This is a genomic window from Pseudobacteriovorax antillogorgiicola (genome assembly GCF_900177345.1).
GTDB lineage: Bacteria > Bdellovibrionota_B > Oligoflexia > Oligoflexales > Oligoflexaceae > Pseudobacteriovorax > Pseudobacteriovorax antillogorgiicola.
Map to the genome: position 1 here is coordinate 1 of NZ_FWZT01000024.1, position 26,944 is coordinate 26,944.

Annotated in this window: 15 protein-coding genes; 9 read left to right on the plus strand and 6 right to left on the minus strand. The window is 44.9% G+C overall.

Annotated features, from left to right (window positions below; genetic code table 11):
* The first annotated feature begins 247 nt into the window (after window positions 1-247).
* Both B9N89_RS24725 and B9N89_RS24730 read left to right on the plus strand, forming a co-directional pair.
* Complete coding sequence (locus B9N89_RS24725) at window positions 248-1,195, plus strand: hypothetical protein (protein WP_132323774.1); 948 nt, start codon at window positions 248-250, stop codon at window positions 1,193-1,195.
* A gap of 228 nt (window positions 1,196-1,423) precedes the next feature.
* The gene (locus B9N89_RS24730) at window positions 1,424-1,609 is read left to right on the plus strand and encodes a (2Fe-2S)-binding protein (RefSeq protein WP_132323776.1); all 186 of its coding nucleotides are present in this window, start codon (window positions 1,424-1,426) and stop codon (window positions 1,607-1,609) included.
* An 87-nt stretch (window positions 1,610-1,696) separates the two neighbouring features.
* Here B9N89_RS24730 and B9N89_RS24735 read toward each other — a convergent pair whose 3' ends face one another.
* From B9N89_RS24735 to B9N89_RS24745, 3 genes are all read right to left on the minus strand, one after another.
* Window positions 1,697-4,279 carry an endonuclease/exonuclease/phosphatase family protein gene (locus B9N89_RS24735; RefSeq protein ID WP_159455611.1) on the minus strand — a complete coding sequence of 861 codons (2,583 nt, stop codon included), beginning with the start codon at window positions 4,277-4,279 and terminating at the stop codon, window positions 1,697-1,699.
* Between the two features lie 33 nt (window positions 4,280-4,312).
* Window positions 4,313-5,845: a choice-of-anchor J domain-containing protein gene (locus B9N89_RS24740; protein WP_132323780.1), complete on the minus strand. Its 1,533-nt coding sequence runs from the start codon at window positions 5,843-5,845 to the stop codon at window positions 4,313-4,315.
* A gap of 86 nt (window positions 5,846-5,931) precedes the next feature.
* Window positions 5,932-7,332 carry a hypothetical protein gene (locus tag B9N89_RS24745; protein WP_132323782.1) on the minus strand — a complete coding sequence of 467 codons (1,401 nt, stop codon included), beginning with the start codon at window positions 7,330-7,332 and terminating at the stop codon, window positions 5,932-5,934.
* Window positions 7,333-7,778: 446 nt separating this feature from the next.
* Between B9N89_RS24745 and B9N89_RS24750 the strand changes: the two genes are divergently transcribed.
* From B9N89_RS24750 to lon, 5 genes are all read left to right on the plus strand, one after another.
* Window positions 7,779-10,793 (plus strand): S8 family serine peptidase, encoded by a 3,015-nt coding sequence (locus B9N89_RS24750; RefSeq protein WP_132323784.1) that lies wholly within the window; start codon window positions 7,779-7,781, stop codon window positions 10,791-10,793.
* A 421-nt stretch (window positions 10,794-11,214) separates the two neighbouring features.
* Window positions 11,215-12,825, plus strand: a complete 1,611-nt coding sequence (locus B9N89_RS24755; RefSeq protein WP_159455612.1) for a DUF1588 domain-containing protein — start codon at window positions 11,215-11,217, stop codon at window positions 12,823-12,825.
* The gene (locus B9N89_RS24760) at window positions 12,822-14,072 is read left to right on the plus strand and encodes a DUF1552 domain-containing protein (protein ID WP_132323788.1); all 1,251 of its coding nucleotides are present in this window, start codon (window positions 12,822-12,824) and stop codon (window positions 14,070-14,072) included. The genes B9N89_RS24755 and B9N89_RS24760 overlap by 4 nt, the downstream gene beginning before the upstream one ends.
* On the plus strand, window positions 14,069-14,500 hold the full coding sequence (locus tag B9N89_RS24765) for a hypothetical protein (protein WP_132323790.1): 432 nt from the start codon (window positions 14,069-14,071) through the stop codon (window positions 14,498-14,500). Before B9N89_RS24760 ends, B9N89_RS24765 begins: the two co-directional genes overlap by 4 nt.
* Before the next feature lie 148 nt (window positions 14,501-14,648).
* Window positions 14,649-17,033, plus strand: a complete 2,385-nt coding sequence (gene lon / locus B9N89_RS24770; RefSeq protein WP_132323792.1) for an endopeptidase La — start codon at window positions 14,649-14,651, stop codon at window positions 17,031-17,033.
* Between the two features lie 35 nt (window positions 17,034-17,068).
* On the opposite strand, the gene B9N89_RS24775 is transcribed toward lon, so the two are convergent.
* Entirely contained in the window at window positions 17,069-19,273 is a 2,205-nt protein-coding gene (locus tag B9N89_RS24775; protein WP_143478262.1) for an MBL fold metallo-hydrolase, read from the minus strand.
* Window positions 19,274-19,678: 405 nt separating this feature from the next.
* Between B9N89_RS24775 and B9N89_RS24780 the strand changes: the two genes are divergently transcribed.
* Both B9N89_RS24780 and B9N89_RS24785 read left to right on the plus strand, forming a co-directional pair.
* Entirely contained in the window at window positions 19,679-20,878 is a 1,200-nt protein-coding gene (locus tag B9N89_RS24780; protein ID WP_234996160.1) for a sensor histidine kinase, read from the plus strand.
* 86 nt (window positions 20,879-20,964) lie between these two features.
* Window positions 20,965-23,598, plus strand: coding sequence for a histidine kinase (locus tag B9N89_RS24785; RefSeq protein ID WP_132323798.1), 2,634 nt, complete (start codon window positions 20,965-20,967; stop codon window positions 23,596-23,598).
* A gap of 77 nt (window positions 23,599-23,675) precedes the next feature.
* Here the strand turns inward: B9N89_RS24785 and B9N89_RS24790 are convergent, their stop codons facing one another.
* Window positions 23,676-25,472 carry an AMP-dependent synthetase/ligase gene (locus B9N89_RS24790; RefSeq protein WP_132323800.1) on the minus strand — a complete coding sequence of 599 codons (1,797 nt, stop codon included), beginning with the start codon at window positions 25,470-25,472 and terminating at the stop codon, window positions 23,676-23,678.
* A 267-nt stretch (window positions 25,473-25,739) separates the two neighbouring features.
* Window positions 25,740-26,879, minus strand: a complete 1,140-nt coding sequence (locus B9N89_RS24795; RefSeq protein ID WP_132323802.1) for a histidine decarboxylase — start codon at window positions 26,877-26,879, stop codon at window positions 25,740-25,742.
* Window positions 26,880-26,944: the final 65 nt, after the last annotated feature.

Here is a 26,944-nt window from a genome sequence, read left to right on the forward strand (position 1 = left end):
TTTTGACAAACTCAAGTCAAGCTTTGAAGCCATGATCTGCTTAGCGCTTTGCGAGATCAGCTTTAGGAGAATCGATTCGTCAGACAGAGCCTAGTCTAGCTGGATGAAGACGAGCGACACTGGATAGTATTTATCAAGGCATATCAGATGCTTGTATTGGAAACGTCAACAGACCCCGGAGCTACTCTCAATATTTCTAAAGACTAAACCGATTCTAGGGAACCGTAAACCAAGTGAGAACTCCACGATGCTCAAACTCATCTTGTCTGTGTTTCTAGCCACGAGTTTAACGTCCTCTTTATTCGGTGCTACACGATCCGAGCTGAAGCAGTACAAGGTCGACTGGAAGCCCCTACAAAAATATCCAAGAATGTATGACGAATATCATCAGATTTATCAGGCTTCCAAAGATAGGCAGAGTATCGATGAGATGGCTAGGGCTTTAAACTTAGTGGAGCGAGTGCTTGAAAAGGAAGAGCAGTGGCTTGATGGCTATTGGCTTGTTGGTAGCATCGCATTTCAACTTGGGTCTAGCTACACCCATGAGAAGGATTTGCCCGTTGCCCGTGAAATTTTCGTGAAAGGCCGTCATGCCACCGAGCAGTGCCTTAAAAGAGATCCAAGTCACGTTCTTTGCAAACTATTTCTTGGGTCATCTCTCGGAAAAATCGGCACTATCGATGGTATTTTTGCATCCCTAAAAAAGGCTCGGAAGATTCAAGACCTCTGGACCGATGTCGCCGAATCGGACGTGGACTATCGCTTTATGGAAAGCGTCACCATGCAGGGCTCCGTCAACTATGCCCTGGGCATCTTCTACCGACTGATTCCCGATATGCTCATCCTGGACTGGCTGTTCGACGTACGCGGTGATATCGACAAGAGTATTCGCTACCATCGTCAGTCCATTGCCTACGACGGACCCAATGCTTGTAATGTTCTAATGTTATCAGTTTCACTCCTCTGTAAGGCGGATGGAGACTTCAAAAATTCAGAAGGGCGGGAGGGGCTTAAGCTTTTGTCGCAGGTGGAGTCCATAAAAACTGAGCATGCTACGCTCAGGGTTTGTGTAAAGGACGCCGGAAAGCTTAAAGCAAAGCCAAGTTTATCTTGTGGTTACGATACTTCGAAGCAACAAGATACCAGCCAGGACGCTTTCGAAAAGAGCCAGGATTCAGAACCAGTAGCCCATTAGGTCATAGCTTCACCATGAGAGCCTAAGCGTAAGTCTGAAATGACTAACCCTTAGACATTGAGAAAGAAGCCTCAGGCTAGTTCAGGGAAAATCCAAGCAAATTCCTCAGGTTAAAAATATTCTTATACTAATGATTTCAGGTAGTTAAAAGATATTGAAAATAATTCTCATAATTACTATTATAGATACCGATAGGGGTGAAGTAAGCCCTGACTGAGGAGTTTTTCAATGTATATCTGCTTGTGCCATGGTGTGACCGATTCCAAGATTCGCTCCCTATTAGAGGCCGGAGCATCGATCAAAGATATCCAAAAAAATTGCCACGCCGGCACCGATTGTGGTGCATGTATCAATTCGATTCAAAAACTCAAGAAATCGAAGAACCCACTCGATAACGGCTGTCCTGAATGCTAAAAAGCAGCAGTTCTTGCGACCTGCTGCTTGTATAAGTTGTTATCGTGACAATGTTTTTTGCCCAGGGAAACTCCCTGGACTCAAAACCTAATCAAACGTAAAACGTGAAATTACCGGATCATGGTCAGCAACCTGCCCCATGAAATCTGTATTGATATGCAAGGCGTCAACTTCAGGTTGTCGCCTTAGAAGTGCTGGACTCACCAAGATAAAGTCGAGAGGCTGAGAGTTGCCACCGTAGTTGTAAGTGTAGACATCGTTGGGCTGAATAATCGGCTCACCGTTGGCTTTCTTGACGTTAGCTAGGTTCTTCAGAGCCCCGCCACCTTCAAGAACCTGCATCGCACGCGACTCATTAAAATCGTTAAAGTCACCTGTGACAATGACATTAGCATTTTTATCGCTACGCAGGATCAGCTCTACGAAATCGTTTACCACATCTGCGATCTTCGATCGACGATCAGAAGAACCCAAAACTGGCGGCTGGTCTGCAGACCAGAGTGAGGTGTCGCCACCCTTAGAGTTAAAGTGGTTACCAATCACGAAAATCCGCTCGCCTTTAAATGTGAATTCAGCTACCAGCGGTCGTCTAGTACCTTCAAGTTCCTCGTGATTCAAGCGACCTGGGTTCTGTAACAACGAACCATCAGCTGCGAGATAGCTATTAGAGATCGGTCCTGGCTCTCCTTTTGGATTAAAGCCAACCCGAAGGCTGTTGTAAATCATCGCCACGCGAATGTTTCCGCCTGGCTCACCACCCTCCTGGTTCTTTACTGGATCAACGTTAACAAACTTGTATTCAGCAGGATTGGGACAATCACGGATATTGGTAATAAGATCCATAAGCGTCTTTTCCGCAACCGTATCGTCAGTACCAGGCTTGTAGAGATTGCTATTGGTATAACCAAATGCACCATCATCATCCTGAATCTCAACAAGGTTGATAATATCAGGACAGTGCAAATTATAGGCAATCGTACGGCCGAGACGATCAAAACGGAAGGCATCCTTACCAGCTGTTAGGTTTTCTACATTGAATGTTGCTACTGTGAGCTTGTCCTCTTCAGGAGCTAATTTTGATTGAGGCTTTTGCTCTGGAGTTGGTGGCGTTGAGTCTTGAGTTCCTTCGAATTGTCCAGTAACGAAGAAAGTATACTCACCACCCCCGAATAGATTCTTCTCGTAACCAAAAACCCCTTCAAGATCATGCTTCATCATGTCGCCAACTTCAAAAACTTTTGAGGAGGTAACTTTCGGAGCAAGGTGATGATCAACGATACGGATGATCTCGGGGTTGTAATCAAACTCAAGGTTATCAATCATCAAACCACCGACTGGTGTTTTTTGCTCTTCGTTAGCCGTCCCTTCAGCAACAACGAATACAGAGATATAGCCCTTGGGTCGGCCCTCTTCACTAACGTCTTTTTTGCCACCAGCAAAGCCAACCACCCGCGGAGACTTCACTACGATCTTCATGCCTTCCAAACTTTCCCAGAAATCGATACCGTCTTCCAAATTTAGGGCTGGTTTGCGGTTAATGTTTCCAAAGTAAGTCGAAATACGCTTGTTGGGGATATTCACTAGTGAATCACCGCCAAGAACCACTGGCTCAATTGTGTAAGGAGTTGGTGTCGGAATCACATCGACAGACTGAACCTTGCGAATGCCCGTTCGAGAGAGACCTTCGTTCATAGCGAGCTCTTCGTAAACCGTGCCTTTAACCCTGATCAGGCTACCAACTTCTACGTCAGCTAGAGATCCATAGCCGAGATCCAGATAGATACCCTCAGAACTTCGCGGGTCGTCGTCGGGAGTCACTGATTGGATATAAGCTTCCTTGCGGCCTTTATGAAAGCCGTCTTTTACAGTTCCAAGGACAGTAACAACCCCTTCGACAGTAACGATATGGCCAAGAAGTTCAGACATGTGGCTGATACCCTGCACCTTCGAAATAGGTGTAATGCCCGAAATTTCAGACTTCTCGTCGATAATCACCCTTGAACGGATGGTATCGAAAGGCTTCATCACTTGGATCTTAGCGAGATAGTTGGTCAGAGCTTGCTCTAGATTAGCAGTCTTAGTCTCTTCTCTAAACGAGCGACTCATGCCATGAGCAAACCAGTAGCCAGGGAATGTTCGATAGTTGGTTGCGTCAATCGCAACCCGGTAGTAGCGACTGTCTTGGATCTCGTCACCATTCTCGGTGGACAAGTAGATGAAGCGATCAGGAAAGCCACCGACCATTCGAAAACTGTAGTGCATTCCCGCAACATGAAGTTCATGGCGTTGCATCTCCAACGTTCGACTGACAATGAAGTCCTTAATGGCAGAACCCTTCATCGTCCCTAGCTTGTATTCTTTCCAACGAGGCTTTGAAGCATCCATCAAGCTCAGAACTCGTCGGGTAGTGAGTTCTGGTTCCATACCTGGTTCGATCAGCGTATAGGCCTGATCCAAGAGGTTGCTACTGGGAACAAAGGCAAAATCCAGGTCGTATTCTTTTTGAAGGGCAGTGGCGAACAGATTACCTACACTACTGGACTGCTCGTAACGACCTTCTGAACTCACCAACAACTCGTTGTTGGTGTTCACGCCAGGATCTTCAACGCACGCACTCAAACTGCAAATAGCACCAAGAGCGATGATGACTTGTGAGAACTTAGAAACCATAACTTGTTTCCTTTCCATCATGATTTGTCGCGCCTACTCTGATACCAAAATCTCGGCCACAGCCCAGCTGATGGATGCTTTCGATGTTCCTTCGTATTCGAAGCCAATCACAATGGTATCGCCAATAAATTTTTTCAAAGGAATCTTTCCAGACACAACGAACTTATCCACTTCGGGGGAATTTCCTCTTATGTTAAGCAGCTCCCAAGTTACGGCAGGATCTTCTGGGTCACCCTTGTAATTGTTGGAGACCTTAACTTTTAGATTGCTTAGTGGATTGTTATTCAAAAACTTGATTCTATCCACAATCTGTAAATAAGGGTCCTTCGCATTGCTTAAATCAATCACTGGGCTAATAAGCCAATCATGATTGTCACCAGAGTTATCGTTAAACCCAGACATGCTCAAGCCGACTGGTCGATTGCCATCATTTTTGTCCTTGTAGGCACGCCAAACATATTTACCTTTAAGACTAATCTCTTTGAAGCCTAGGTCAGCAACCGAGCCTTCGAGGGCCTTGTAGTAAATCTCACCTGCTCCTGGTGTGAGGCGCTTGACAAACGTTTTGTTCGGTGCAGGAGTTTCACCATTCCCGTTATCACCACCCTTTGAGCCATCAGCTAACTTCAATGGAATCGGAGTAAAATCCCCCTTGCCCACACCTTTCACACGCAGCCACTCGATCTCCCAAGTCGGTTGGTGAGATTGCGGTGCAACGTAGTGGAACGCGATCGCGATTTTCTTGCCAATGTAGCTATCAAGGGAAATCTCTTCTGAGTTCTTCCACTGCCAGTTTTGGCCGCCTGCTTCTGGTTTTTCTTCTACCGGGATCACATCCCAATCAGCAGCTGTGGGGTCACCACCTGTAAAATTGGTGGAAATCTTCAGCTCTAGGCCGTCCCACGTAGAAAGGAAGCCCACAGCTTGACGGAATGTCATCGCAGGATCAATGATACCAGTTAGATCTAGGACTGGTGAAATGAGCCATGCTTCCACATCAGTTTTCTGGCCAAAGGCCGTAACTTTTGCGTAACCACCAGCGTCACCCTTCCACTCAACACTGCTTTTTACAGTCACGTTGCTGAAGCCACCTAAGCTCTGACCGTTAAACTCTTCGGCAAAAAGGTCCCGAAAGAAAGCCAGATTTAGGGATTGAAGGACTTCGCCACGGAAGAAGTCAATAAGGTCGCGAAAACTATCGTTGTCCTTATCTTGAAACCCTGCGTTTTGATTCGAGAGGGCATTCACCCGCACTGAAAGCATCGCTGCGGCTGCATCACTCTCAAGATCATCCTTCAAGCGATAAAGTGCTACTTTGATCCAATGAAGGTGATCTTCTACCATCTGCTTTTCCTGTTCTCTCACACTAGAGAGTAGGTAGCCTTGGTTGATATCTTGCTCATATATACCCACACGGCGAATACCTTCCTGAACAAGTGCGAGCTTCTCTGGATCTTGGCTCACATTCGACTGATTATCATCATCGGACGATGAGCAGGACACACTGCTCAAAAGTCCTGCTGTTATAAACAAACTTACTGTTAGTCGCTTAATTAGGGTGTTCATAGTCTAAGCCCTTATGTGGTCCCTAAAAGTTATCAATGGCGATACACAAAAAAAATGCTGCTAAATAAAATAGCAGCATTGTTGTCTTAATCTAATGAGTAAATCAATTCGACAGTAAAGCGCGAAAGCTTCTTGTTCCGTTCGACAAGATTGTCATCTTCTCGCAGATCTGACTTGTTTCCAAAAACCTTGTTTTGGGCCACAAGATACTCGTACTCTGGTACGATCGTGTAATCGCCACGCTTAATTTTAAAGCCAGCACCAAACATTTTAAGGCCGCCATGACCCTCGGTACGGTCTGCAGAACGAAGGCGGTGAACCGACTCTTCTTCCCAGAACACAAAGTGTTCGCCAAGGGTCTTATAAGATACGTATGGAGTTAGACCACCAAAAACATCATAGGATGCCTTGATGCCGTATGCGTAGTCATCTTTACCTAGCCAATCTTGAGGTTCTAGGTTGTCGTCAACGTAGATACCCCGGTCGTTCAGAGGTGGGTTCCAGTTGCGGAACCAACTGGCATCGTATGGAATGTCATAGGCATTGTCACCAGCTTTCGAGTATCCAGCTTCTAAATCTAGAGCAAATCGACCAAATTTTTGGCCAACTTGGATGTTACCAGCAGCTTCAAGGAGAGCACCTGTCTCTTTGGCTTCTTCATGGGCTACGTACTTGACAATAACGGTGGTATCGTCTGTGACGAAGTCAACGCCGACCTTAAATCCGGTGTCATTCTTGGCACTCCAGCTGTCCGCTGTAGCTTGAGCATCGAGTTGGAAATTTTCGTCGTTCGGATAGTAGTACCGCGCAGATCCGTATCCAAAAGTGAGAGTCAATGATTTGAGCGGTTGATACTTCACATCAAGACCAGGAAGAGTCTTGACGCGAATACCTTCAAAATCAGAATCATCGTCTGCGGTTGGGTCGGACGCAGGAATCTGATCAAAAAGATCTTCGAAGTAGTAGATGCGAGTCACGTCGTTCGTGTAGAACTCGTTACCGACTTCGCCGTTGAAGTTGAATGGGTAATAAGTGATCGCCCATTCGTCGTTCGGCTTATAGCTAATGAATGAATAATCAGAATCGGTATCCGGGCCGAAGGACATCCCACCGCCATCATTAAGACGCCAGTCTGCATCGAGCTGAATCTCGAAATCATAAAGCTGGTGATTCATGATCAATTCTAGCTTGGATGTCTTATTTTCTTCGGGGTTTTTCTTGGGGTCAGTATTAAAACGGAGGCGAAAGAAGGAGTCGTCGGATGGGTGGTACTTAAACGCTGCTTGAACTTCAGTATCTTCTCCCAATTCGGTGCCTTCTGAGGAGCTATGAACCCTTTGTTTGTATTTCACAAACTCAAGATAGGCTTTGGACTCTGGTTTCTTGTCAAAGCCAACACTACTTTCCACTGGAACAGTGGCAAATGCTGGGGCACCCAATACCAGGGCGCTAAGGGTCATGACGGAAGACTTGCTCGCTAACTTCATTGGACGTTCACCTTAACAATCGTTGATTGGAACTTTGGTCTTGGCAATAGGGAGATACCCCAGACCAAAGACCTTATGCGCCAAAAAGGTACGCAATAGGGTATTAGAGGTGTAGTATAATCTATATAAAAATTCAATATTCTTTATAAGATTTTTATATTTATTCATTCAGTTTTTGGGAATTAGCTAAGAATTCCTTTTGCATAGATCCAACCAAAATGATAAGCTATTGTTTTTATTATAGAATAATTTAAGAAGTGACTAAACTCGTCACCTAATTCAAACTGGCTAAGATGCTCGGCAAGAAATGCCTGTGGAATCAGCGGCTCGTGATAACACCCATGCACAGACATTCCCGTAACACTTATTGTTTCCCAAGCGCAGAAAACATTTCCAATAAAGCGTAAACCTTATATATAGGTTTGGACTTAACATAAGGAGATATTGTGAAGGCGATAATAATATTTTTAAATTTCTTTTTAATGATTTCATGCTCACAGAAGTCTCCAGAACATCGTCGCCTTGACAAGCCCCATGACCAAACTTCGTTGATCACCCTTGTGAACAATTGCCAGGGAAGCTGTGAGCAGAGTTTCGTAAGCAGCCACCAAGATCTTCCCGGAGGAATCTTATCCGTGGAGACTTTGATTCCAGAGACGAACGATGGTAGCAGCCTCTTACATGTTCGGTTGAAGGAGCCTTCCCGCCTGGAAGATTCCTTAGTGTGGCTCGAAAAGGAACAAGGCATTGCCTTTGCTGCACCTAACTATATCTACGAGACACAGCGTGAAGACCAGGAGTTTCCCAGCAGCGGCAATCGCGATCACTTAAATGCTATTGATGGCTACAAAGCTCGGATCATAGAACCAGGGGACTCATCCGTATTAATAGCAGTGACCGATGATGGCTTCGACCTCGATCATGAGGATTTGCAAGACTCATTCTACATCAACCCTGGAGAAGATGGGTTTGACGCCAACGGTTATAGTAAGCGTAACAATGGCATTGATGACGATAATAATGGCTTGGTTGACGACTATCAAGGCTGGGATTTTACCGGTGCTGGTGACAACGATCCACGGCCCACATCAAGCGATTATCATGGCACTCATATCGCAGGAATTATCGCTGCCCGTGTCGATCAAGACAATGCAGCGGAAGGACTCGCGCCAGGGCTACGAGTCTTGCCCATTCGCTTCTCAGGTGACGGTCAATGGAGTTCGGTACGCGTGGTTCGCTCTTATCAATACGCTGCCGATATGGGAGCCAAGATCATCAATACCAGTTACTCTATCGACCAATACGCCGATGATATTGTTTACCAAACCATTCTTGATTCCATGTACGATCGAGGCTTGTTGATTTTTAATTCCGCTGGCAATCGAGGAATCCGAAATCCATCGCGACAGAAATTTGAGAAGCTTATCCTAGTTGGCAACACCTACGCGAAGTCCTCTCGTCAAGACGAGATAAACCCCAACTCTAACTATGGAGTGGGAATTGATATCTACGCACCAGGGGATGTTTATTCCACCCTACCCGGCAATCGCTACGGCACCCGTACTGGCACCAGTATGGCAACTCCCATTGCAGCCTCAGTTGCAGGGATGATCTGGTCCCAAAACCCGACCTGGACCCGTGAGCAAGTCGTTGCTCAGCTTTTCGGCACTACCGACTCCCTTGCAGAAAAAAATGTCAATAAGGCTCTCTACACAGGCCACGGCAGAGTCAATGCTAGACGAGCCCTTGAAGGTGACGTTTCGTTACCCGAAGTTGAGCTGGTTTCAAACTTGATCCCTGAATCTAGCGGAGACATTCTAGTTCGTGTAAAAGGCTTGATCGACCCTCGATTTATCAATAACCATTTCATCGTTGTGGTTAATGAGAATGGTGATCGGATTGATATAGATTGGCAGAACGAGTATGCTGTTGGCTCTAATATTCTTCGGCTTAAAATTCGCAGCCCAAAACTTGGTCGCTATCGATTCATTCTATCAAAAGCGATAGAAAACCCCCTAGGAACACGAATATCGGAAAGCACACAACGATTTGAATTTCAGCTTGTCAGCGATCGTGAAGCTCTACCAGTTATCAATCGTTTCGAGCTAGAGTCATTAGCGGTTCCCCTTGGTCGATCGCTCGGTATAGAAGTTGATATGGTTCCCAGAGGCGCACCACTAGCTAAGTTAGGCCTAAAAGTTCGCCAGATAGCCAGCGATCAGGTTTTGAACTTGGAAGGCTACCTCGCTCTGAACCAAGAGATTCAGCGAGTCAACATTCAGACATTTTACCCTAGCCTTGACGCTGGATCATACGAAATCCAGTCAGCCTACCTGGAAGACGATTACGGCCAGGCCTTTACCATCCCCAACGAGGTTTTTGCCCTCTCGAATCGGTTTTCAATCTTGGGGGAGGGAGAGTATGACTTAGTTCAATCACCAGTTTCCCAGATCATCCTACCCGAGGTTGCCCAGGGGGGGACCATACTTCCTTTGACACTCAACCTCGATCCAAATACCAAAATACAGTCTGCGTTTGCTGAGTTACGTGGTGTAGAAACTCTCAATGCCATCAGAAGTGAGGAATACCAATTTTTAAACGGGAACACCCTACAGATCAATATTACACTTGGCGAGATCACTGTGCGAGAGGATTACTATATCTCAAAAATCATATTAACTCTCGACAATGGTGAGACCAAGGCTCTGTTAGGACGCCCTGGCAAGGCATTCTTCAACGATTCGAAACTCAGAAACCAGCTCATCTACATCGTTGATGACTTAGAATCCGACATTGCCAGGCCTGTGATCGATGATATTCAAATCATTGGTCAAGATCTGAGCAGTCGTGATGTCGAAGTCTTGGTTCACGCGCGAGACGACCAAGATGATATCACCGATGTTCAAGTGGTGCTAAGCAACAGCTTCTTGCTTGTCAATTCTACGTCTTTTGAAGAAGTGGCACCTGGAAAATATAGTGTAACAATAGAAATGCCTGAATGGTCTCAAGACGGATACTACCAAGTTTTTAAAGCCTCTGTAACAGATGGTTCAGGCAACGCTCGGATTCTTTCCCGTGGCCCCGAAGAGTCAAACTTTTTCCAAGACACTGATATCCCAGTCGAGAGCATCTCATTACTTGGCGCTAGCAGTCAGGATTACAAGAGTCCCGAAGTTGTGGGGTTGATCTTAAGCTCGAAAAACCCTGATATGATAACCGCAGATATATTCATTCGAGATCAATCTCCCATCAATTGGGTGGATCTCGCTTTAGTAGATAGTTTCAATCGTCGAGTTTATGTGGCCCCAAGCTCATTTTCGCAGACGGGGCGCCGGATTTCACTAGTGATTCCTGTGGATGATAGTTCTTTGCTAATTCGGCCTGAAACACTTGTAATCAGCGATCAGGCTGGAAATACCACTGCTCTTGGTCGGTGGGAGTTGCTTGATATTCTTAGGTAATAATCTCTTACTCAGAAAAAGATTTCATCTTCCAGCACATTTTACAGCTGCTTACCCAACTAAGCTTCTGAGCAGATGAGTTTCCCTGCTGAGGGTCTACTATTTGAAGCACCCTGTGCGCTCAAGCATACTAATGAATCGATTTTCATAGCCTTTCTATCAAAAAGTGAGCTCCAATTCAAAACCGGGCCTCATGCTGTCAAACAAATGTACAATTGCCACTAGACTCATCTATGACTCAACCCAAAAATCTCAGATGTCGCAACGTTTTCTATCAAGATTACCTTTAGTATGCCCTCAACTATCCAAATTCACCCAAATAGTGAGTCTCTAACAAGATTTTTTTTCAGAGTCTTATTTGCATAGATCAGGCACGAACTTTGAATGAACACGGATGACTGTGACTGTTGAGGTGTTCCTAATGTTGTTAAAGCTGAATTTGTTCTTTTTTCTTTTTCTACTACAAAGCTGCCTTCTAGAGCCATCGCCAGAAGATGTCACTATTGTTCCAGCCGAGCCTTTATCGATATCTAGAAATATGACAAATGATGAGCTTAAGAATTTCTTTTCCGATCAATTCGATACAAACACGGAGTTCATTTTTTCAAGAGCCCCGCGAGAGAATAGTCTTGAAGGATCAAAAAATCTGCAATCTCCGGATAGTATGACAGATGGAAGAGCTCGTTTTTTACATCAAAATTCTCTTTTGCTAGCAAATGAGATTGTAAAAAACAATCCAAGCTATGAAGAAGAGTTTACTTCATGCCTTGACGCTTCCACTTGCCTTACTGATGAAGCCAGTTTAATTCAGCGACTTGCATTTACATTTTATCGAAGGAAAATAGATGAATTCGAGAAGCGTACTATAGAAAGCCTTATTTCAAATTCTCAAGGTTTAGTGCCTAATGATTTGTTAAAGGTTATACTAGGGTTCTTTATTCAATCTCCTCAATTTCATCTGTTGACTCACACAAATGACCAAGATTCTCAAGACCATTTACGTGAATACATAACTAACGTATCTCTATTTCTTTGGAAGTCTCCACCTAGCGTCGACCTTCTAAAACGATCTGAATCGATCAAAAGCTCTTCCCAACTGAATGAATTTCTGAGCCAAATGATCGACGACCCTAAAACAATTAGGGGCATACGCTCTTTTTATAGTGAGTGGCTTGGTTTAGCTCCATTAGATAGTATGGTAAAAAACAAAGATGTTTTCCAAGTTTTGTCGCCAGAAGTATTCTTGGATGCAAAAGAAGAAGTTCTTCTGACCCTAGAGATGATGTGGAGAGAGGGTCTAGATATTAGAAAACTTCTTTATAATGACCACACTTACATTAATGATCGACTTGGCAAGATCTACGGCATTGAGATAGTTGGTAACGAATTTAGAAGAGTTGAAATAACCAACTTGCCTAACAGAACCGGGCTGCTAACTTCTGTTGCCTTTTCTTCTCTGCTTAGTAAGTCAATCTACTCGTCACCTACTTCGAGGGGGATGTATGTTATAAAAAAATTGTTCTGTGAAGATGTTCCTCCACCACCACCGGGCCTTGGTGCATTTCTACCAGATACTATTGATCAGCCAGTTAGCCGGAAAGAGAAAATGTATAGTCATGCGTCATCGGAGAGTTGCTCTGGCTGTCATATCCTGATGGATCCAATTGGACTTGGTTTAGAGAATTTTAATGCGATTGGTGAATTTCGATCTGACTACACTAGGTTCAACCACATACTTCCTCTTGGCAACCGTCCAATAGACATAAGTTCACAACTGAGGAGCAATGGTGAGATAGTAGAATTTAGTACCGTTACTGAGTTATCGCAAATCATAAGCGATGATGAACGGTTTACTCAATGCTTGTCTCAGCGACTCGCATCCTATGCATACTCTAAAATGTCCCACAATATGTCTATAGAAATCATCGACTACCTAAATCAGTATTTGATCGCAAAAAAAGGCGATATGAAACAGCTGTTTTTAGAAATCGCAAAGATAGGGTCACCAAAGTTGGTTGGAGAAGATTTATGATAACACGACGCAAAGCGATCAAATTTGTAGGCAAAGGTTTTATCAGTCTCCCACTTCTTAGTACATTTGCAAGACTGAGCAAGGCGCAAGATACGAGTCAAAATAATTTTAACTTCATAACCTTTAGCTTCCCTAATGGTTGCATAGATACAGCTTGGAACTACGAAGCCGCACTTTCGCCTTTAGCAAATGTACAAGACAAGATTGTTGTTTATAATAGAATTCAGAATGAAGTTGGTGAACGACAAGGAGGCGATGGTCATCAGCAAGGAGGCGTAAATCTATTTACCGGAAAAAAGCTAGCAAATGACAACCAGTCAAGCGGCTATTCTTTAGATCAATTCATTGCATCTAAAGCATTTCCAGATTCCCCTATTTCGTCCCTTGTCCAGGGCGTCTACAGGGGCTGGGCTGGTGGATCATTCAGACCAACTTCTTGGAGCCGACGCAGTTGGTTAGCGAATGGCTATCCTGTGACCCCGTTCATTAACCCGTTGGACTCATTTAATAGTATCTTTGGCATCCCAGAAGATCAATCCGACCTTTTCTTAAAGACTCGAACAAGTATCCTCGATGCGTTACTTGAGCAATATAAAAGTCTTACAGGAGAGGCTTCAAAACTGGGTTCAGAATCAAAGCTATACCTATCAAGGCTAGCAGATCAAGTAAGAACGGTGGAACGAGAGATTCAAGTTTTTTCTCAGCAAAAGATTATTGACGCTAAAACCAATTTATCACCTCCAGAGCCGGCTTCCTTGGTGAATGGAATGCTTGAGTATGATCAGTTCGATACGGTCTTTAAGCAGCAAATAGACTTAATCACTTTGGCATTCCAAAATAACATTTGCCACTGTGCTAGCCTTATGTTTGGCTCTTCAGGTGAAGAGTTTAAGCACCCTGGGATGAAGATCACTGATCATATGTCGTCTCACTTTTCAAATCGGGACGAGTACACCGACTACTTAGCTTACAGGAGGTATCACATGACGAATCTTAGGTACCTTATTGAGCAACTTAACACGAGTACAGATAGCGAAGGAGCACCCCTTCTTAACAAGACAATTATCATGGTGGGCAGTGAGTTTGGAGATGGTCGGAGCCACACTTTCTCATCTCAGCCACATCTAATTGCAACGGGAGATAAAAGGTTTCCTATTGGTACCACAATCGAAGAAAAACTTAAGTCTCACGACCTATACGAAGGTACGATTGCAAAGCTAGGCATTGATATCAAGGGGTTTCTATGATCTATTTTACAAATAAAAGTAGATTACTGGTAGTTTGTATTGGAATCTTACTTCTTGCCATCCAAGCCTGCAAGATAACTCAATACGAGCATAAACGGCTCGATAACGATTTCACAGCGGGAAAAGAAAAACCTATTGAATGCGAACAGCTTCAACTTGCCTATACAGAGCATGTCGAACCATTGGTAGAAAGTAAGTGTATCAAGTGCCACGAAGCCAATGGTGGTGCTGGTAACGTATTTGCTCTCGCAGAAGGTGAGACTCAAAAAAACATCAACACCCTGACTTCACTCTTCGCAGGCAACTACATTGAGGTAATCAACAAGACCACAGGAAAAACTAGCCACGTAGGTGGCGCATTGTTAGGTAGAAAAGAAGCCGCCACTATGGAGCATTTTCTAAGTTCTTACCAAGCCTGCAACGATTGAAACCTTGGAAATCGGTAGTAAGATCGCCTTTTTGACTACAATATCAAGAAACTCACCCTTGTGGCACTTGACTTTAGGCACTTAGCCCCTAAGTTCCTAGGGTAGTCGTACGGCTGGATATCCCGGTCCGAAGAAGGAGGTTCTGCAGATGTCAGATCGCGAATACCCGATATTGGTCACACGTGACCTAATCATTTTTCCAAGCAATTCTATGCCCCTAACAGTTGCATCGCGACGCAATCGTAAGGCGATCGATGCTGCAATCGAGTCAGATGGGCTTATTTTAGTTGTCCCAGTTGCTACCCACGCCAAAACAGGTGAGGCAACTCCAGATGACCTTCATCGTTTTGGCACAGTTTGCAAGGTAGACCGTTCAAAATCAGACAGCCAGAATTACCAAGTAATCTTGAATGGCCTATACCGCGCCGAGATCGAAAGAATTAGTTATACTCCAGATGACAAGGATATCATCCTGGGGAGCTACTTCGCAGTCGACTCTCATATGGATATCGATAGTGAAACCCTCGACAAATTGCTTTCTAGTGGCAAAGGCATTGCCATCGAAATCCTCAAACTATCTCAGGGCAATGGTGCACAGAAGCTCTCTGATATTGTGCGAGGGCTTGACGACCCAGAAGTTTTCATATATTTGTGTGCCTCCAACCTCGATTTAGGCATCGAAGAGAAGCTGGAGCTGCTAAAGACGATATCGATCAAGTATCGCCTGCTTAAGATTATTGACATCCTACACATGCGCAAGAACTCTCTGCAAGTTCAAGTAGAGATCAATCACAAACTCAGCAATCAGATGGATAAGAAGCAGCGTGAGGTGATTCTCCGTGAGCAGCTCCAGACGATTCGTGAGGAGTTAGGGGATATGGATGAAAGCGGCTCTCAGCTTGACTACATCCCTCGGATTGAAAGCTCAGCAATGCCTGATAGTGTCAAGAAAATCGCTATCGATGAAGCCCATAGATTAGAGGCCACACCATCAGCCTCTCCTGAAGCGCCAAATATCCGAAACTACCTTGACTTACTCCTCGATCTTCCATGGGGCAATCCAGAGCACGAAGACATCGATATCACCGATGCACGAGACACTCTGGATGCCGACCATCACGGCCTCACAAAAGTAAAAAATCGGATCATCCAACATCTCGCCGTTACGCAGCTCAATAAGGGGCAACAGGGAGTCATCCTTCTTTTGGTTGGCCCTCCTGGGGTAGGAAAGACAAGCCTAGGCCGTAGTATCGCCAAGGCCATGAACCGAGAGTTTGTGCGAATTAGTCTTGGTGGCGTGCGAGATGAAGCCGAGATTCGTGGTCACCGCCGGACGTATCTTGGTTCGATGCCTGGCCGTATCATTCAAGGTATAAAACGAGCTCAGGTCAATAATCCGGTTTTTCTTTTGGATGAGATCGATAAGCTTAGTCAAGGTTGGGGTGGTGACCCTTCGGGGGCGTTGCTTGAGGTTCTTGACCCTGAACAAAACAACAGCTTCGAAGATCATTACATGGATGTTCCCTATGACTTATCCCATGTTATGTTTATCGCGACAGCCAACTCCCTAGAAGGTATACCTGGTCCTCTCCGAGACAGAATGGAAATCATTCAAGTCTCAGGCTATACCACAGCTGAAAAATTCCATATTGCGAAAAACCATTTGTGGCAGTCAGAAATTAAGCGCCACGGCCTGATTGATCAAGATGTAGCCATTGAAGACAGCGCCTTAGAGTCTATCGTTCACCGCTATACTCGCGAGTCTGGTGTCCGTGATCTGAAACGCAAGCTAGCATCGGTTTGCCGCCATCTCTCGGAAGATGTGCTAACTCAGGATCGATCAGGAACCCGAACGGTTGTCGAGTCTGAGTTGGAAGATATTCTAGGCCCAGAGCCTTTCAACCCTGAAAGTGCACAAGAAAAGCTACCAGCTGGAGTCGTAACAGGTCTCGCTTGGACACCGATGGGGGGTGAGATCCTGTTCATCGAGAGTAAACTGATGCCAGGCAAGGGAAAGCTTACCATAACAGGCCAGCTAGGGGACGTGATGAAAGAGTCCCTGCACATCGCCATGAGTCACGTACGCTCCCATATGCATAAGATCAACCGCGACTTCGACTACGAACGATACGATATCCACGTCCACGTTCCTGCGGGAGCAATTCCTAAAGACGGGCCTTCGGCAGGGATTACAATGGTGACCTCGCTCATCTCCCTTCTCTCCCATCGCCTCGTGTCACCAAAACTGGCTATGAGCGGTGAGCTGACACTTCGGGGTGCAGTGATGCCCGTAGGCGGGATTAAGGAAAAAGTAATCGCTGCACACAGAGCTGGTATCGATACAATTATTCTTTCGAGTAAAAATCAAAAAGATCTCCGGGAAGTTCCTGAGGAGGTTAAGAAGGATGTCAAGTTCCACTTTGCTGATACTATCGAGGATGTTATTTCGAAAGCGCTTTCTTTGGAGCTAGAGTTGAACGAAGTGTTCACCACACACGACTATGACCATCATCGCCCTCAGATTCTAAGCTGACGCCTACTAGGGTCAGTGATAGCCTAGGCTTCAGTCTAGGCTATCTTTTGTAAATCTTTGCGACAATCCATCAAACGCTGACGCCATTGATGCTTTTCTATAACCTGCCAATAGATAGAAGGAACTGCCTGAACTACATGTGCCGGAATTGTGAGAATCCGACTTTCTTCAACAACCTCTAGCCGTCTCTGCCGCTGACCAGTTGCCACCCAGTCTTCACAGCAAAAATCCCCCTGACTTAAGCTCTCACCGATCTCTGGCATATAGATCTTTCCACTTTCTAGAATAACTAAGCAGGGGCCGTGAGCACTGATCTGCTTATCGAAGCTAACATCGGGCTTCACTCTTAACATGCCCAACTCCTGAATCGTATCAGAGTAGTGGATTGAAGGTGCAATTTGTGAAAAAACTTCTGTTTTCGATAAAATTCGACCTTTTTGATACAGATCCTTAAGATATGGCTTAAGGTCTAAGCGCGAGATGAATTCCCTATAGATATCCTTTGGAATCTGAGAGGTTTGAACGTAGCTGATAGCCCTATAAGTATAATTTTCAGCGATATCCACTAATGGTGCATCACCAATTATAGATCCAGCCAGTAGCTGTTGACTAGTAAGGTGATCTGCAGTGATACGCTCTACAACCCCAGATACAATAAGATTGATAAAGGGGGGGGCATCACGCTCTCGGAAAAGAATACTCCCCGCTACCTTTGTTTCCACAGGGCACTGTAAGAAGCTTCGAAACTCTTCGAGAGGAACCATAGGAAAGTACTGCCTGAGAAAATTTTCAATCCTCTTAGTAGGGTATTTACTCTGGCTGGGAACAAGTATATCAACACTTCCAAAGGGAGCCGAAGAGCCAATTTCTTTCTCATCTTTACTCAGCGCCTCTGCTTTATGGGCTAAAATTACCCGTTTCGATCGATCATACTTAAAATCAACCGCATTGCCATGAATCATACCGCCGCCAATATCAATCTTTTTAACATCTGCTGGCTCTAGGTATTCTTGTTTAATCTTACCCAATAAACTTGGATCAATCACCTTCTTATGAACCATGGTATCCATGACATCGTAAGATGAAATATCGGCAAGGTGAAAGTAGGTTCGATGACCTCCTTCCCAGAGTAGACGAAATTTAAAAATTGTCGTTTCAATAGGGTGCGGAGAATAGCTTGGTTTGACTTCCAAGCCATCAACACGATTCCAGTCATCCATTTCCAAATCGTGTGGCTGAAAAAAATTTGACAGTTGTTCCATAGAAATACCTAACAGAGCGCACATCTTCTTGTAGACTGAGGCACGGACCCACGGGGTTGCGAAGAACTTTAAACGACGATGGCAGTGAAATAAAGAGGTAAGGCCTGCACAATGGTCGTCATGACCATGAGTTTGAAAAACTCCCTTTACTGAGGCCATGCTGATCCCGAGATTCTGCAAGATAAAATCAATATTAGGACCAGCGTCAACTAAATAGTAATGACCATCGAAATTTAAAACACTGCCCATACTCCCTCGCTCAACATCCCAACCATCGCCTTCACCTGAGTGAATCACTGAGAAGTATTGATCTCTCAAAAATAGAGGGTTTTGCGCAAGGGGGGATTTATACTCTTCATCGGGTTGCAAGTTCAAATCAACCTGAATCGACTCCTTTTGATACTTAAATTCGTAGTGGTTCAATCCTAGCCTCTTGACTTGCACCCCGTGATGCAAGTCGCTAACACCCTGGTCCAAGTAGCAAAGTTCCAAAAACTCTTCTGGATGACAGATTTGACCGAATGCAAAGTGGATTTTTATCTTCATCATTTCACTTGCCAAGCCCTTGTCGAGGCCTGTTGCAGTCAACTCATCAAGAGATGTCAAACCGTAGTTACCACGATAGATGTATTCAAGCTGATCTCTTACCTGCTGTCTGGTGCCTATAAGCAGAGGCTTTTGGCCAGTGTTGTTGATATGGCCAGGAATCAAAAAGCCTTGTCGATAAAACATCTGTAGAATTGGAAACTCAGCTAGGTTGCACAAGTCACCCTTTTGAATTGAAAGATCACTCAACAGAATGGCATTGGGGCCTGATTCAAATGCCAGCCCGTGACTCTCCATTTGCTTGATGAGGCCACGCTTTAACATAAACTTGACTGAATCAGAAGGGCAACCACATAGGATGCGAAGGTTGGCATCTTTAACCTCTAGCCAATACAAGCCTGGTGCAAGTTTTATTTTTTCAAAATATGCCATGCAGCCTTCTTTCAGTGAGTCACAGAGGGCATCGGCTAGAAGTCGGCAGAATCTTAGCGCGAATATGCCTAGTAACTCTAGCCACTGGATCGGCCAAACTACAAGTTTCACCCATCACAGAACCCGCCCCTGATTGCCCATATCTAATTGAATTCTCTGACCTGAAGGAGATCAACTTTAACGCTACAGGACCGATACGAAGTTTGGATTAGGAAACCCTATTAAATAGGTCCATAGCCACAAGATATGATGCAGAAATTACTCGCTAAATTTGAGCCTATCCTGACCTGGTTCTTCCGACCTTCCCCTTACCTGAACGACTCAGATCATCAAGTAGCCCAACTGTCATCTGGATTCATTTTTGTGTCATTGGTTCTTGTTTTCCTGACTAACATCTTGAATCATATGACCGCCGGAACAGATGCCAGTACCAACGCTCATCTTCTAGGCTGGCTATGGTTAGCTGGTATTTCAGTCATTTACCTCCTCAGTCGCACTACTCGGTATCGGCTAGCTGCCCATGCCTACGTAATTGCTAGCACCGTTCTCCTGATAAGTGTTCCATTGCGGAATCCAGGAATCTTCCACACATTTGTAACTGTCTCGTTCTTCTATATTCTATCAATCTACATCGTTACGGTTTTTAATCGCCCGACGAACATCCTATGGGTCCTAGGCATTGCTGTTGCATGCTATTACTTATGCGAACTCGCAGAGATGCCAACCCTCACCACGATCAATGCGATAGCTACCTTGCTGATGATTTCAAGCCTTACAACTCTCTTGAATCACCTTAGGAAACGAAACTTTGACAAGCGTTTGAACATGGAGTCACAGGTCACCGAGCAAAGGCTCAATATTGAATATCTGAAAAAAACTGAAGCCAGCAATAAGCTGATGCTACTTGGTGAGATATCAAGCGGCATTGCTCATGAGATCAAGAACCCACTAACTGCAATCGCAGGCAAAGCGTTGGTACTAAAGACCCGAGCATCCAACGGTAAACTCACCCATGATGAGTGTATTCGCCACACCGAACAAATCCTTAAAACTGTTGAGTTGGTTAGTAAAATCATTACCAACGTGCAACGTATGGCACATAGCGGTGACCAGAGTCAGAGAGAGGTGAAGCCACTTCAAAGTATGATACAAACCGCTGTTGAAATGACTCGTGAAAAGCTAAGGCGATATCAAGTAAACCTAGAGGAACCCAAAATCGACCCTAGTATTCGCCTCAACTGTGACGAGGTCCAGATAACACAGGTTATGATCAACCTTATCTCTAATGCGATTGATGCTGTCGCCGCACTTGATAAAAAGTGGATCAGAATTGAAGCTCATCGAGAAGATCCTGGAGATCATATATTCGTCCGCTTTATTGACAGTGGCCAAGGAATTCCCCGAGACATCCAGCGGAAGATCATGACACCATTCTATACAACGAAGAGTCAAGGGGAAGGCACTGGTATGGGCTTAAGCTTCTGTCGCAGAATCATAGAACAGCACGATGGGGAATTTGGTATCGACACTTCGTTTCCCAATACATGTTTCTATTTTCGACTTGCCATCACCGATGTCAAAGCAGTTGAAAGGCAGGCGAGTTAAAAAGTGTTCTCATAGTGAAGCCACTACATCGAAATATGATGATTATGAGCTACATAGCAAACTTAGTTCAAGAAATGGAACTTTGAATGATCATACGTGGAAACCAGATAAAAAGTTTTAGCCTTCTCTGGATTTTCTATTCCATGTTTATTGTGGCCTACGGCCACACGGAAAGTTTCAACAAGATAAGAATAGAGAAGTTCCCCCAGGATTATGACAGTTATAGCTATGAAGAGCGTCTAGCTTGGATCTTATCCAATACCAATAAGCTCACTGTATGGGAACGAGAGTACTTTCAGAAAAGAGAATCTATAGATCGAGCAATTACCCTCAATGACTTCAATAAAGCTGCTAAAAATTGTTCCAGCTTTCGCCCTTTCCCGGATGACTTTTACGCACGAATCTCATGCGTTGATGCCTTTGAGGGCAAAAAGGATAATAAGCAGTTGGTTGCTGAAATGGAGCTTATCCTGGAAGATGCTCTTGACTATGGAAGTGACAACGACATTATCACTACCTATGCAGGCCTCGGGTGGTTTCAGTCCCTCATTGGCGACACGGGAGAAGCACTGGACAGCTATCAGAAAGCCTTATCCTATGCTGGGAGTAAACTGTCAAGTAAAAGCATCCTTATTAAATATAACATTGCCACGATCTATATTATTCATGGGGATGAAGCCCTTATCCAAAAGGGAATTAACCTGCTACAGGAGGTTATAGAATATTCAAAGAAACGGAGTCGAGAGCTAATCATTAGCAGCGGTGAAAAGGAGGAGCTGAGAAGAGACATTGCGATGGCATCTCATAACATTGGTGTTGCCTATGCCTTACATCTTAATGAATATGAAGAAGCCATACCCCTCTTTCAAAGAGCTATGCAAGAAGAAGGTTGGCAGTTCGAATCAGCAAGCTTCGGCGCCCTTTCAGCTGCCTATATTGGAAACGTTTCGTTAGCAAAAGAACTTCTGGACCATGCGAACAAGGCAAAAAGTAAACACACTGTTCGCAAGAAGTACTTCGCTTGCTACCATGCACTCACGGTCAGAAAGTGGCAGCCAGATCGTTCGCTAACAGACTGCTTACACCTTGACCCTGAGACGTCACTTGAGGTACTTATCGATGTTAACAAAAGACTTTTAGAGTATCGAGATACTGAGATTGAAGTGGCAGCCCTTAGAAATTTCGTTACTATGTATCTTGATCGCATTGAACCCGAATATCGCAATAGAATCGGCAGATCAGCATCTCGTCTAGAACTTCGCCGTCTAGAGTATGAAAATCGTCTCAAAGATGAGAAGATTGAATTTGCCGATAAAGTCAAAAAGCTACTTTATGCTGTCCTTATCATTTCCCTGCTACTGCTGATATTTTTGATCATCACCTTAAAGGCTTATAGAGTCATAAAACAGCAATCCAAACGATTGAGGGTTCAGTCCGCAAACTTTGAAAAGGTTCTAAGTCATATCGATGAGGGCATAGTTAGAATCGGTAAGCGCTTAACCCTACTTCCAGCTCATTCCCAAGCTGCAGAGAAGATTCTCGGTAGCGATCCTCAAAATCTCTCCATTCCCTCATTACTCAATCACCTCGGCTTTAGTTCAGATACAGTGAATAGCATATTCGAAGCTCTTAAATCTTCATTGGGTGAAGATGAACTATCATGGGAGTTGAATAAGCATCACTTCCCACCCGAAACAATAATATCCCAGAATAGCTATATTCTCTTCTGGGACCCAGTGATAGTGTATGGCAAAACTGAGGAAATCATCATTTCTATCCGTGATGCTAGCAACCTTGTTAACCTTAAGGCCCAGCTAGTGGAAAAGGATAAAGTGATTGCTGTGCTGAATTCAGGCCGTGACGGCATCGAATACATCTCATCACTTGATGGCAAGATCAAGGACATCCGCTCCAGCTTACCTCGCGACACCAAGTTATCATTGACGACCATTCATACGTTGAAAGGAGAGGCTCGCCATCTTCACCTTGAAGGCGTTCAAAATATCTTTCATGATCTTGAGCGATCTATCATTGAAAATAGTAGTCACTCATCTAAATTACTTGAACAACTTGATCAAGAGCTGAAGTCTCTAAAAGCAGTATTGAGCAGACTTTCTAGCTACGAATCCAGCTACGGCAACTCCCAACTTCTAAAGATTATAGGGCCAATTCTTAAAGACAGCTGGAACCGTCTTCAGGCAGAAGGCTTACATTTGATTTCAAGAATTGAGCTTCACTGGCAACCCCTTAGCACCAAGGAATTGAATTGTCTGAAGACAATTTTGATACACGGAATAAATAACGGTATTGACCATGGATACCTTCTAAAACTTGACCAACTACCAGCTAAAACTCGTAACGCAATTATTGAGATCCAGTTCATAGCAAAAGATACGACTAGATCTCTGGTAATAAAAGATCACGGATCGGGACTCGACTGGCAAGCCATTCACAATATTTGTGCTAAACGGAACATGGATCCCCAGAATATCAATCTCGTTGAGCTGCTATTTAAAGATCAAGTTTCAACAGTGCCCAGCGATCAAGGTAGCAAATCATCTGGCCATGGCATAGGGACAACCGCGATATATAATGCGGCTCTAGATCTCGGTGCGAGCCTTCATTTTGAAGAGGGGCTCGACCGAGGAACAATTCTGAAAGTTTCATGGCAGCAAGGTACTACGGAAATGGACAGTAAAAATTACCTTATGAGTGGCTAAGCCTATGACTTGAGCCGGAACAGAAAAGAGCGCTTACATTGAAGCGCTCTTTTAAATCTTGATTTTCCACAGTAAAACTAGCTTTGAAAATGCTCTTCAATCTGTTCCTTGAAAAGAGCCAAGACTTTCTTTCGCTTGACTTTCATCGAGGGAGTCAAAAGCCCATTGTCTGTAGTCCACTCGTCAAGGGTGAATAGACAATCCGAAGGCCTTTCATATTTCTTAGCTTTTTTGATCATGCCGAGGATATCTTTTGTCAACTCTTGCTTTGTGGAAGCATTATGAATCGCTTCCTCTGCCGTCATATTGAGCTCTTTCTCTCCAAGCCACTTGACTAGTTCCTCCTGATTGATCTGAGCAAGAAGCACATTATGAGATCGACCTTCACCGTAAAGAACCGAGTTATCAATCAAGGCATGCATAGAGATTTCCTCTTCAACTGGCCCCGGTACCACATATTTACCATTTTCCATCTTATACTGCTCTTTGATCCGCCCCGTAATGTGAAGATAACCATCTTCTAGGCGACCAATATCTCCAGTGTGAAACTTGCCATCAACTAAGACCTTATTCGTCTCTTCATCAAGTTTGTAGTAGCCGAGCATGACCCCTGGGCCAGAGACAACAATCTCCCCCTCGTTTTTCTCGCAACCTTCAACATGCTCTAAGGTAAGTTCTATATGTGGGAATGTTCGCCCTACTGAGCCTATGCGGTTGTATTTCTGGTTATTGACCGAAATCAAAGGAGCTGTTTCAGTGAGACCATAGCCCTCATAAATAGGCAAGCCAAGTGCGTGGAAAAATTCATTGGTCGGCTTTCGTAAAGCCGCCGCACCACTGATGCAATAGCGGAGTTCACCACCCAAGTTACCCTTGATTTTCTTAAATATGAGCACACTTGCGAGACTGTAGATTAAGCGATCAATCACACTAATAGACTCGTTAAGCCGGCGGTGACCGATCTCAATAGCTTTGGCGAAAAGCTTCTGGATGATCTTTGGTTTGGCAGCGATTTTGCCAGCAATACCGTCGTGGACCTTGTGAAAAATCCGCGGCACACCGACAAGAAGGGTTGGCTTCACTTCTTGGATGTTAGCCTGAATGGTTGTAAAGTCTTCCACGAAAGCACTGGCAAAGCCAAACCTAAAGTGGGAATGAAGTTCACAGGTTTGGCCATAGATGTGAGCCCAAGGCAAGATCACCAAAGATCGGTCCGTGGGGCGAATATCAAGAGTCGCTTGGATGGAATCACACTGCACAATGATGTTCTCATGGCAAAGCATCACACCTTTGGGGTGACCTGTAGTGCCAGATGTGTAGATTAAGCCAGCTAGATCCCGAGGGGCAATATCTACAGTTTCTGCCTTAGCCTTTGTCGTTCTAAGAATCTCGCGATAGCTTGCAACCTCATCGCTAGCCTTGGCTGGATCGATATAAATATACTCTTTGACGAAATCATAGTCTTGACGTGGAAGCTTTGCCAGGATCTCTTCGTTGTAAGCGACTACAACCTTGGGCTTTGCATCTTTTATGATGTAGTCCCACTCATCAGGGTGTTGGTTCTCGTACATGGGGACATAAACCACTCCTTGATGGAGTGCGCCATACACCGTCGCCGCCCATTCGGGACAATTGCGGGAGATTATAGCGATACGATCGCCCTTTTTTAGACCAAGAGATGAAAAGTGAGCATGAAGCTTCTCGACATCCATTCGAAAATCATCAAATGTTCGCCACTGATAAGAACCAGAGACCTTTGTCCCAAATAGTGGCCGGTTGCCAAACTCGCGGCAGGCATGTTGAAATTGATCGATCAGGTTTTTAAACTGCATGACTTCACTAGGCTCCACGTTAAGGATCGCATCACGAATCAAGGTAGTCTCTGCCTAAGCATATTATAGCTGAGCTGTCCCTTAATGGTGCTTCAAAGTTAGGAATTTTGTGCCTACATGAGGGGGGTTGTCGGAGTCGTGACGCGAGCATATGGCTTTTGTCCCGTTGCTCACGGATCGTACTCCTTATGATAGTAACGCCAGACTCCCCTCAGATACTGGCATCGCCATTTGATCGGCCATGCTACAATCGCCCATAATCTTTGGCAAGTGTAGCCTGATGGATCTAGTTATTTTGTAAGCTGAACCTTAAGACCCTGGCTGAGCCCGAGACATATCAGACAAAAAGGCGTCGATATGCGCAAGACTGATGTTCGGCATGCATATGAGATGTGCAATATCGCCTTGGCAGGCTAACTGCCACTTGCTTATGAGTTCGCTGCTGGGCTTCGGAAATACCACGGTAATAGCGTCTCTATTGCGCATCACATCAAGGCCCAGGGCTCTCAGACGAGCTTCAGCATAGGCGGCATGGCTAAGACACCGCTCCACACGCTCCTGAAGACCTGCCTTGCCCAGCGAAATGAGTTGGTACCAAAGAAACACTGGGGTAATACCATTACGGGAACCCGTAATCGTATGGTCGAAGCCATCGATGTAGGAAACATACTGGGACTGGGTTTCCACATTATCGATCTTGCAAACCACCACGCCGCACGGCATGGGACAGCCAATAAACTTGTGCCCACTCACAGCGATGCTGTCGCAGCCATCGGCGAAATCAAAATGCGGCCGTTCCTTTAGAAAGGGGGCTATGGCACCACACAACGCAGCGTCACTATGGATGTAGATATCCTTGAGTCCCCGCTTTTCAAGGGTCGCACGAATCGCCTTGATATCATCCTTGGCCTCTCGCATCGTAGAACCGATGTTGGCAACCACAATCGCTGGTCTAGACGAGTCGACAACTTGTTCAAAATGAGCAAGGTCGATAATGTCATCTGCTCCGGTTTCAACCAGCACACTTTCCATTCCTAGGATATCGATGTTCTTGCGAATACTATAGTGGGCGGCATCTGTGTAGTAAACAAGGCCGTCTGGATATTTTTTTCGAGCCGTGTAGACTCCAAAGAGGTTCCCTTCAGTCCCTCCATTGGTCACATATCCCCAGTAGTTATCCTGAGGCGCCCGGAATAAGTCTGCAAAAAACTCGACGACCTCGACTTCAAGCTGATGAGAGTGAACTTTATAGGTTCCGGATTGAAATGGATCGCCCACGTTGTTGAGGGGAATTTTCAGAAATCGATAGAGTTTTGAGTAATCAAAACCCTTGGTTACAGGGTATCCCATAGAGGCTTCGTTCTCTCGCTCTAGTGTGGCGTAGAGCTGATCTAGCCGGGACATCGCCTGGTCGTAAAGGCTCGATTGCTGTTTCAAAATACTATCCATGACTCGCTCATCATTCAGTTTATTAGACGTATCGGATAATATTATGCTAACATTAGCGATGTAAA

Bases quoted from the DNA above. Each gene is read 5' to 3' on its own strand.
- B9N89_RS24725 (WP_132323774.1), top strand. From the start codon at position 248: ATGCTCAAACTCATCTTGTCTGTGTTTCTAGCCACGAGTTTAACGTCC.
- B9N89_RS24730 (WP_132323776.1), top strand. From the start codon at position 1,424: ATGTATATCTGCTTGTGCCATGGTGTGACCGATTCCAAGATTCGCTCC.
- B9N89_RS24735 (WP_159455611.1), bottom strand. From the start codon at position 4,279: ATGGTTTCTAAGTTCTCACAAGTCATCATCGCTCTTGGTGCTATTTGC.
- B9N89_RS24740 (WP_132323780.1), bottom strand. From the start codon at position 5,845: ATGAACACCCTAATTAAGCGACTAACAGTAAGTTTGTTTATAACAGCA.
- B9N89_RS24745 (WP_132323782.1), bottom strand. From the start codon at position 7,332: ATGAAGTTAGCGAGCAAGTCTTCCGTCATGACCCTTAGCGCCCTGGTA.
- B9N89_RS24755 (WP_159455612.1), top strand. From the start codon at position 11,215: ATGTTGTTAAAGCTGAATTTGTTCTTTTTTCTTTTTCTACTACAAAGC.
- B9N89_RS24760 (WP_132323788.1), top strand. From the start codon at position 12,822: ATGATAACACGACGCAAAGCGATCAAATTTGTAGGCAAAGGTTTTATC.
- B9N89_RS24765 (WP_132323790.1), top strand. From the start codon at position 14,069: ATGATCTATTTTACAAATAAAAGTAGATTACTGGTAGTTTGTATTGGA.
- lon (WP_132323792.1), top strand. From the start codon at position 14,649: ATGTCAGATCGCGAATACCCGATATTGGTCACACGTGACCTAATCATT.
- B9N89_RS24775 (WP_143478262.1), bottom strand. From the start codon at position 19,273: ATGGCATATTTTGAAAAAATAAAACTTGCACCAGGCTTGTATTGGCTA.
- B9N89_RS24780 (WP_234996160.1), top strand. From the start codon at position 19,679: ATGACCGCCGGAACAGATGCCAGTACCAACGCTCATCTTCTAGGCTGG.
- B9N89_RS24785 (WP_132323798.1), top strand. From the start codon at position 20,965: ATGATCATACGTGGAAACCAGATAAAAAGTTTTAGCCTTCTCTGGATT.
- B9N89_RS24795 (WP_132323802.1), bottom strand. From the start codon at position 26,879: ATGGATAGTATTTTGAAACAGCAATCGAGCCTTTACGACCAGGCGATG.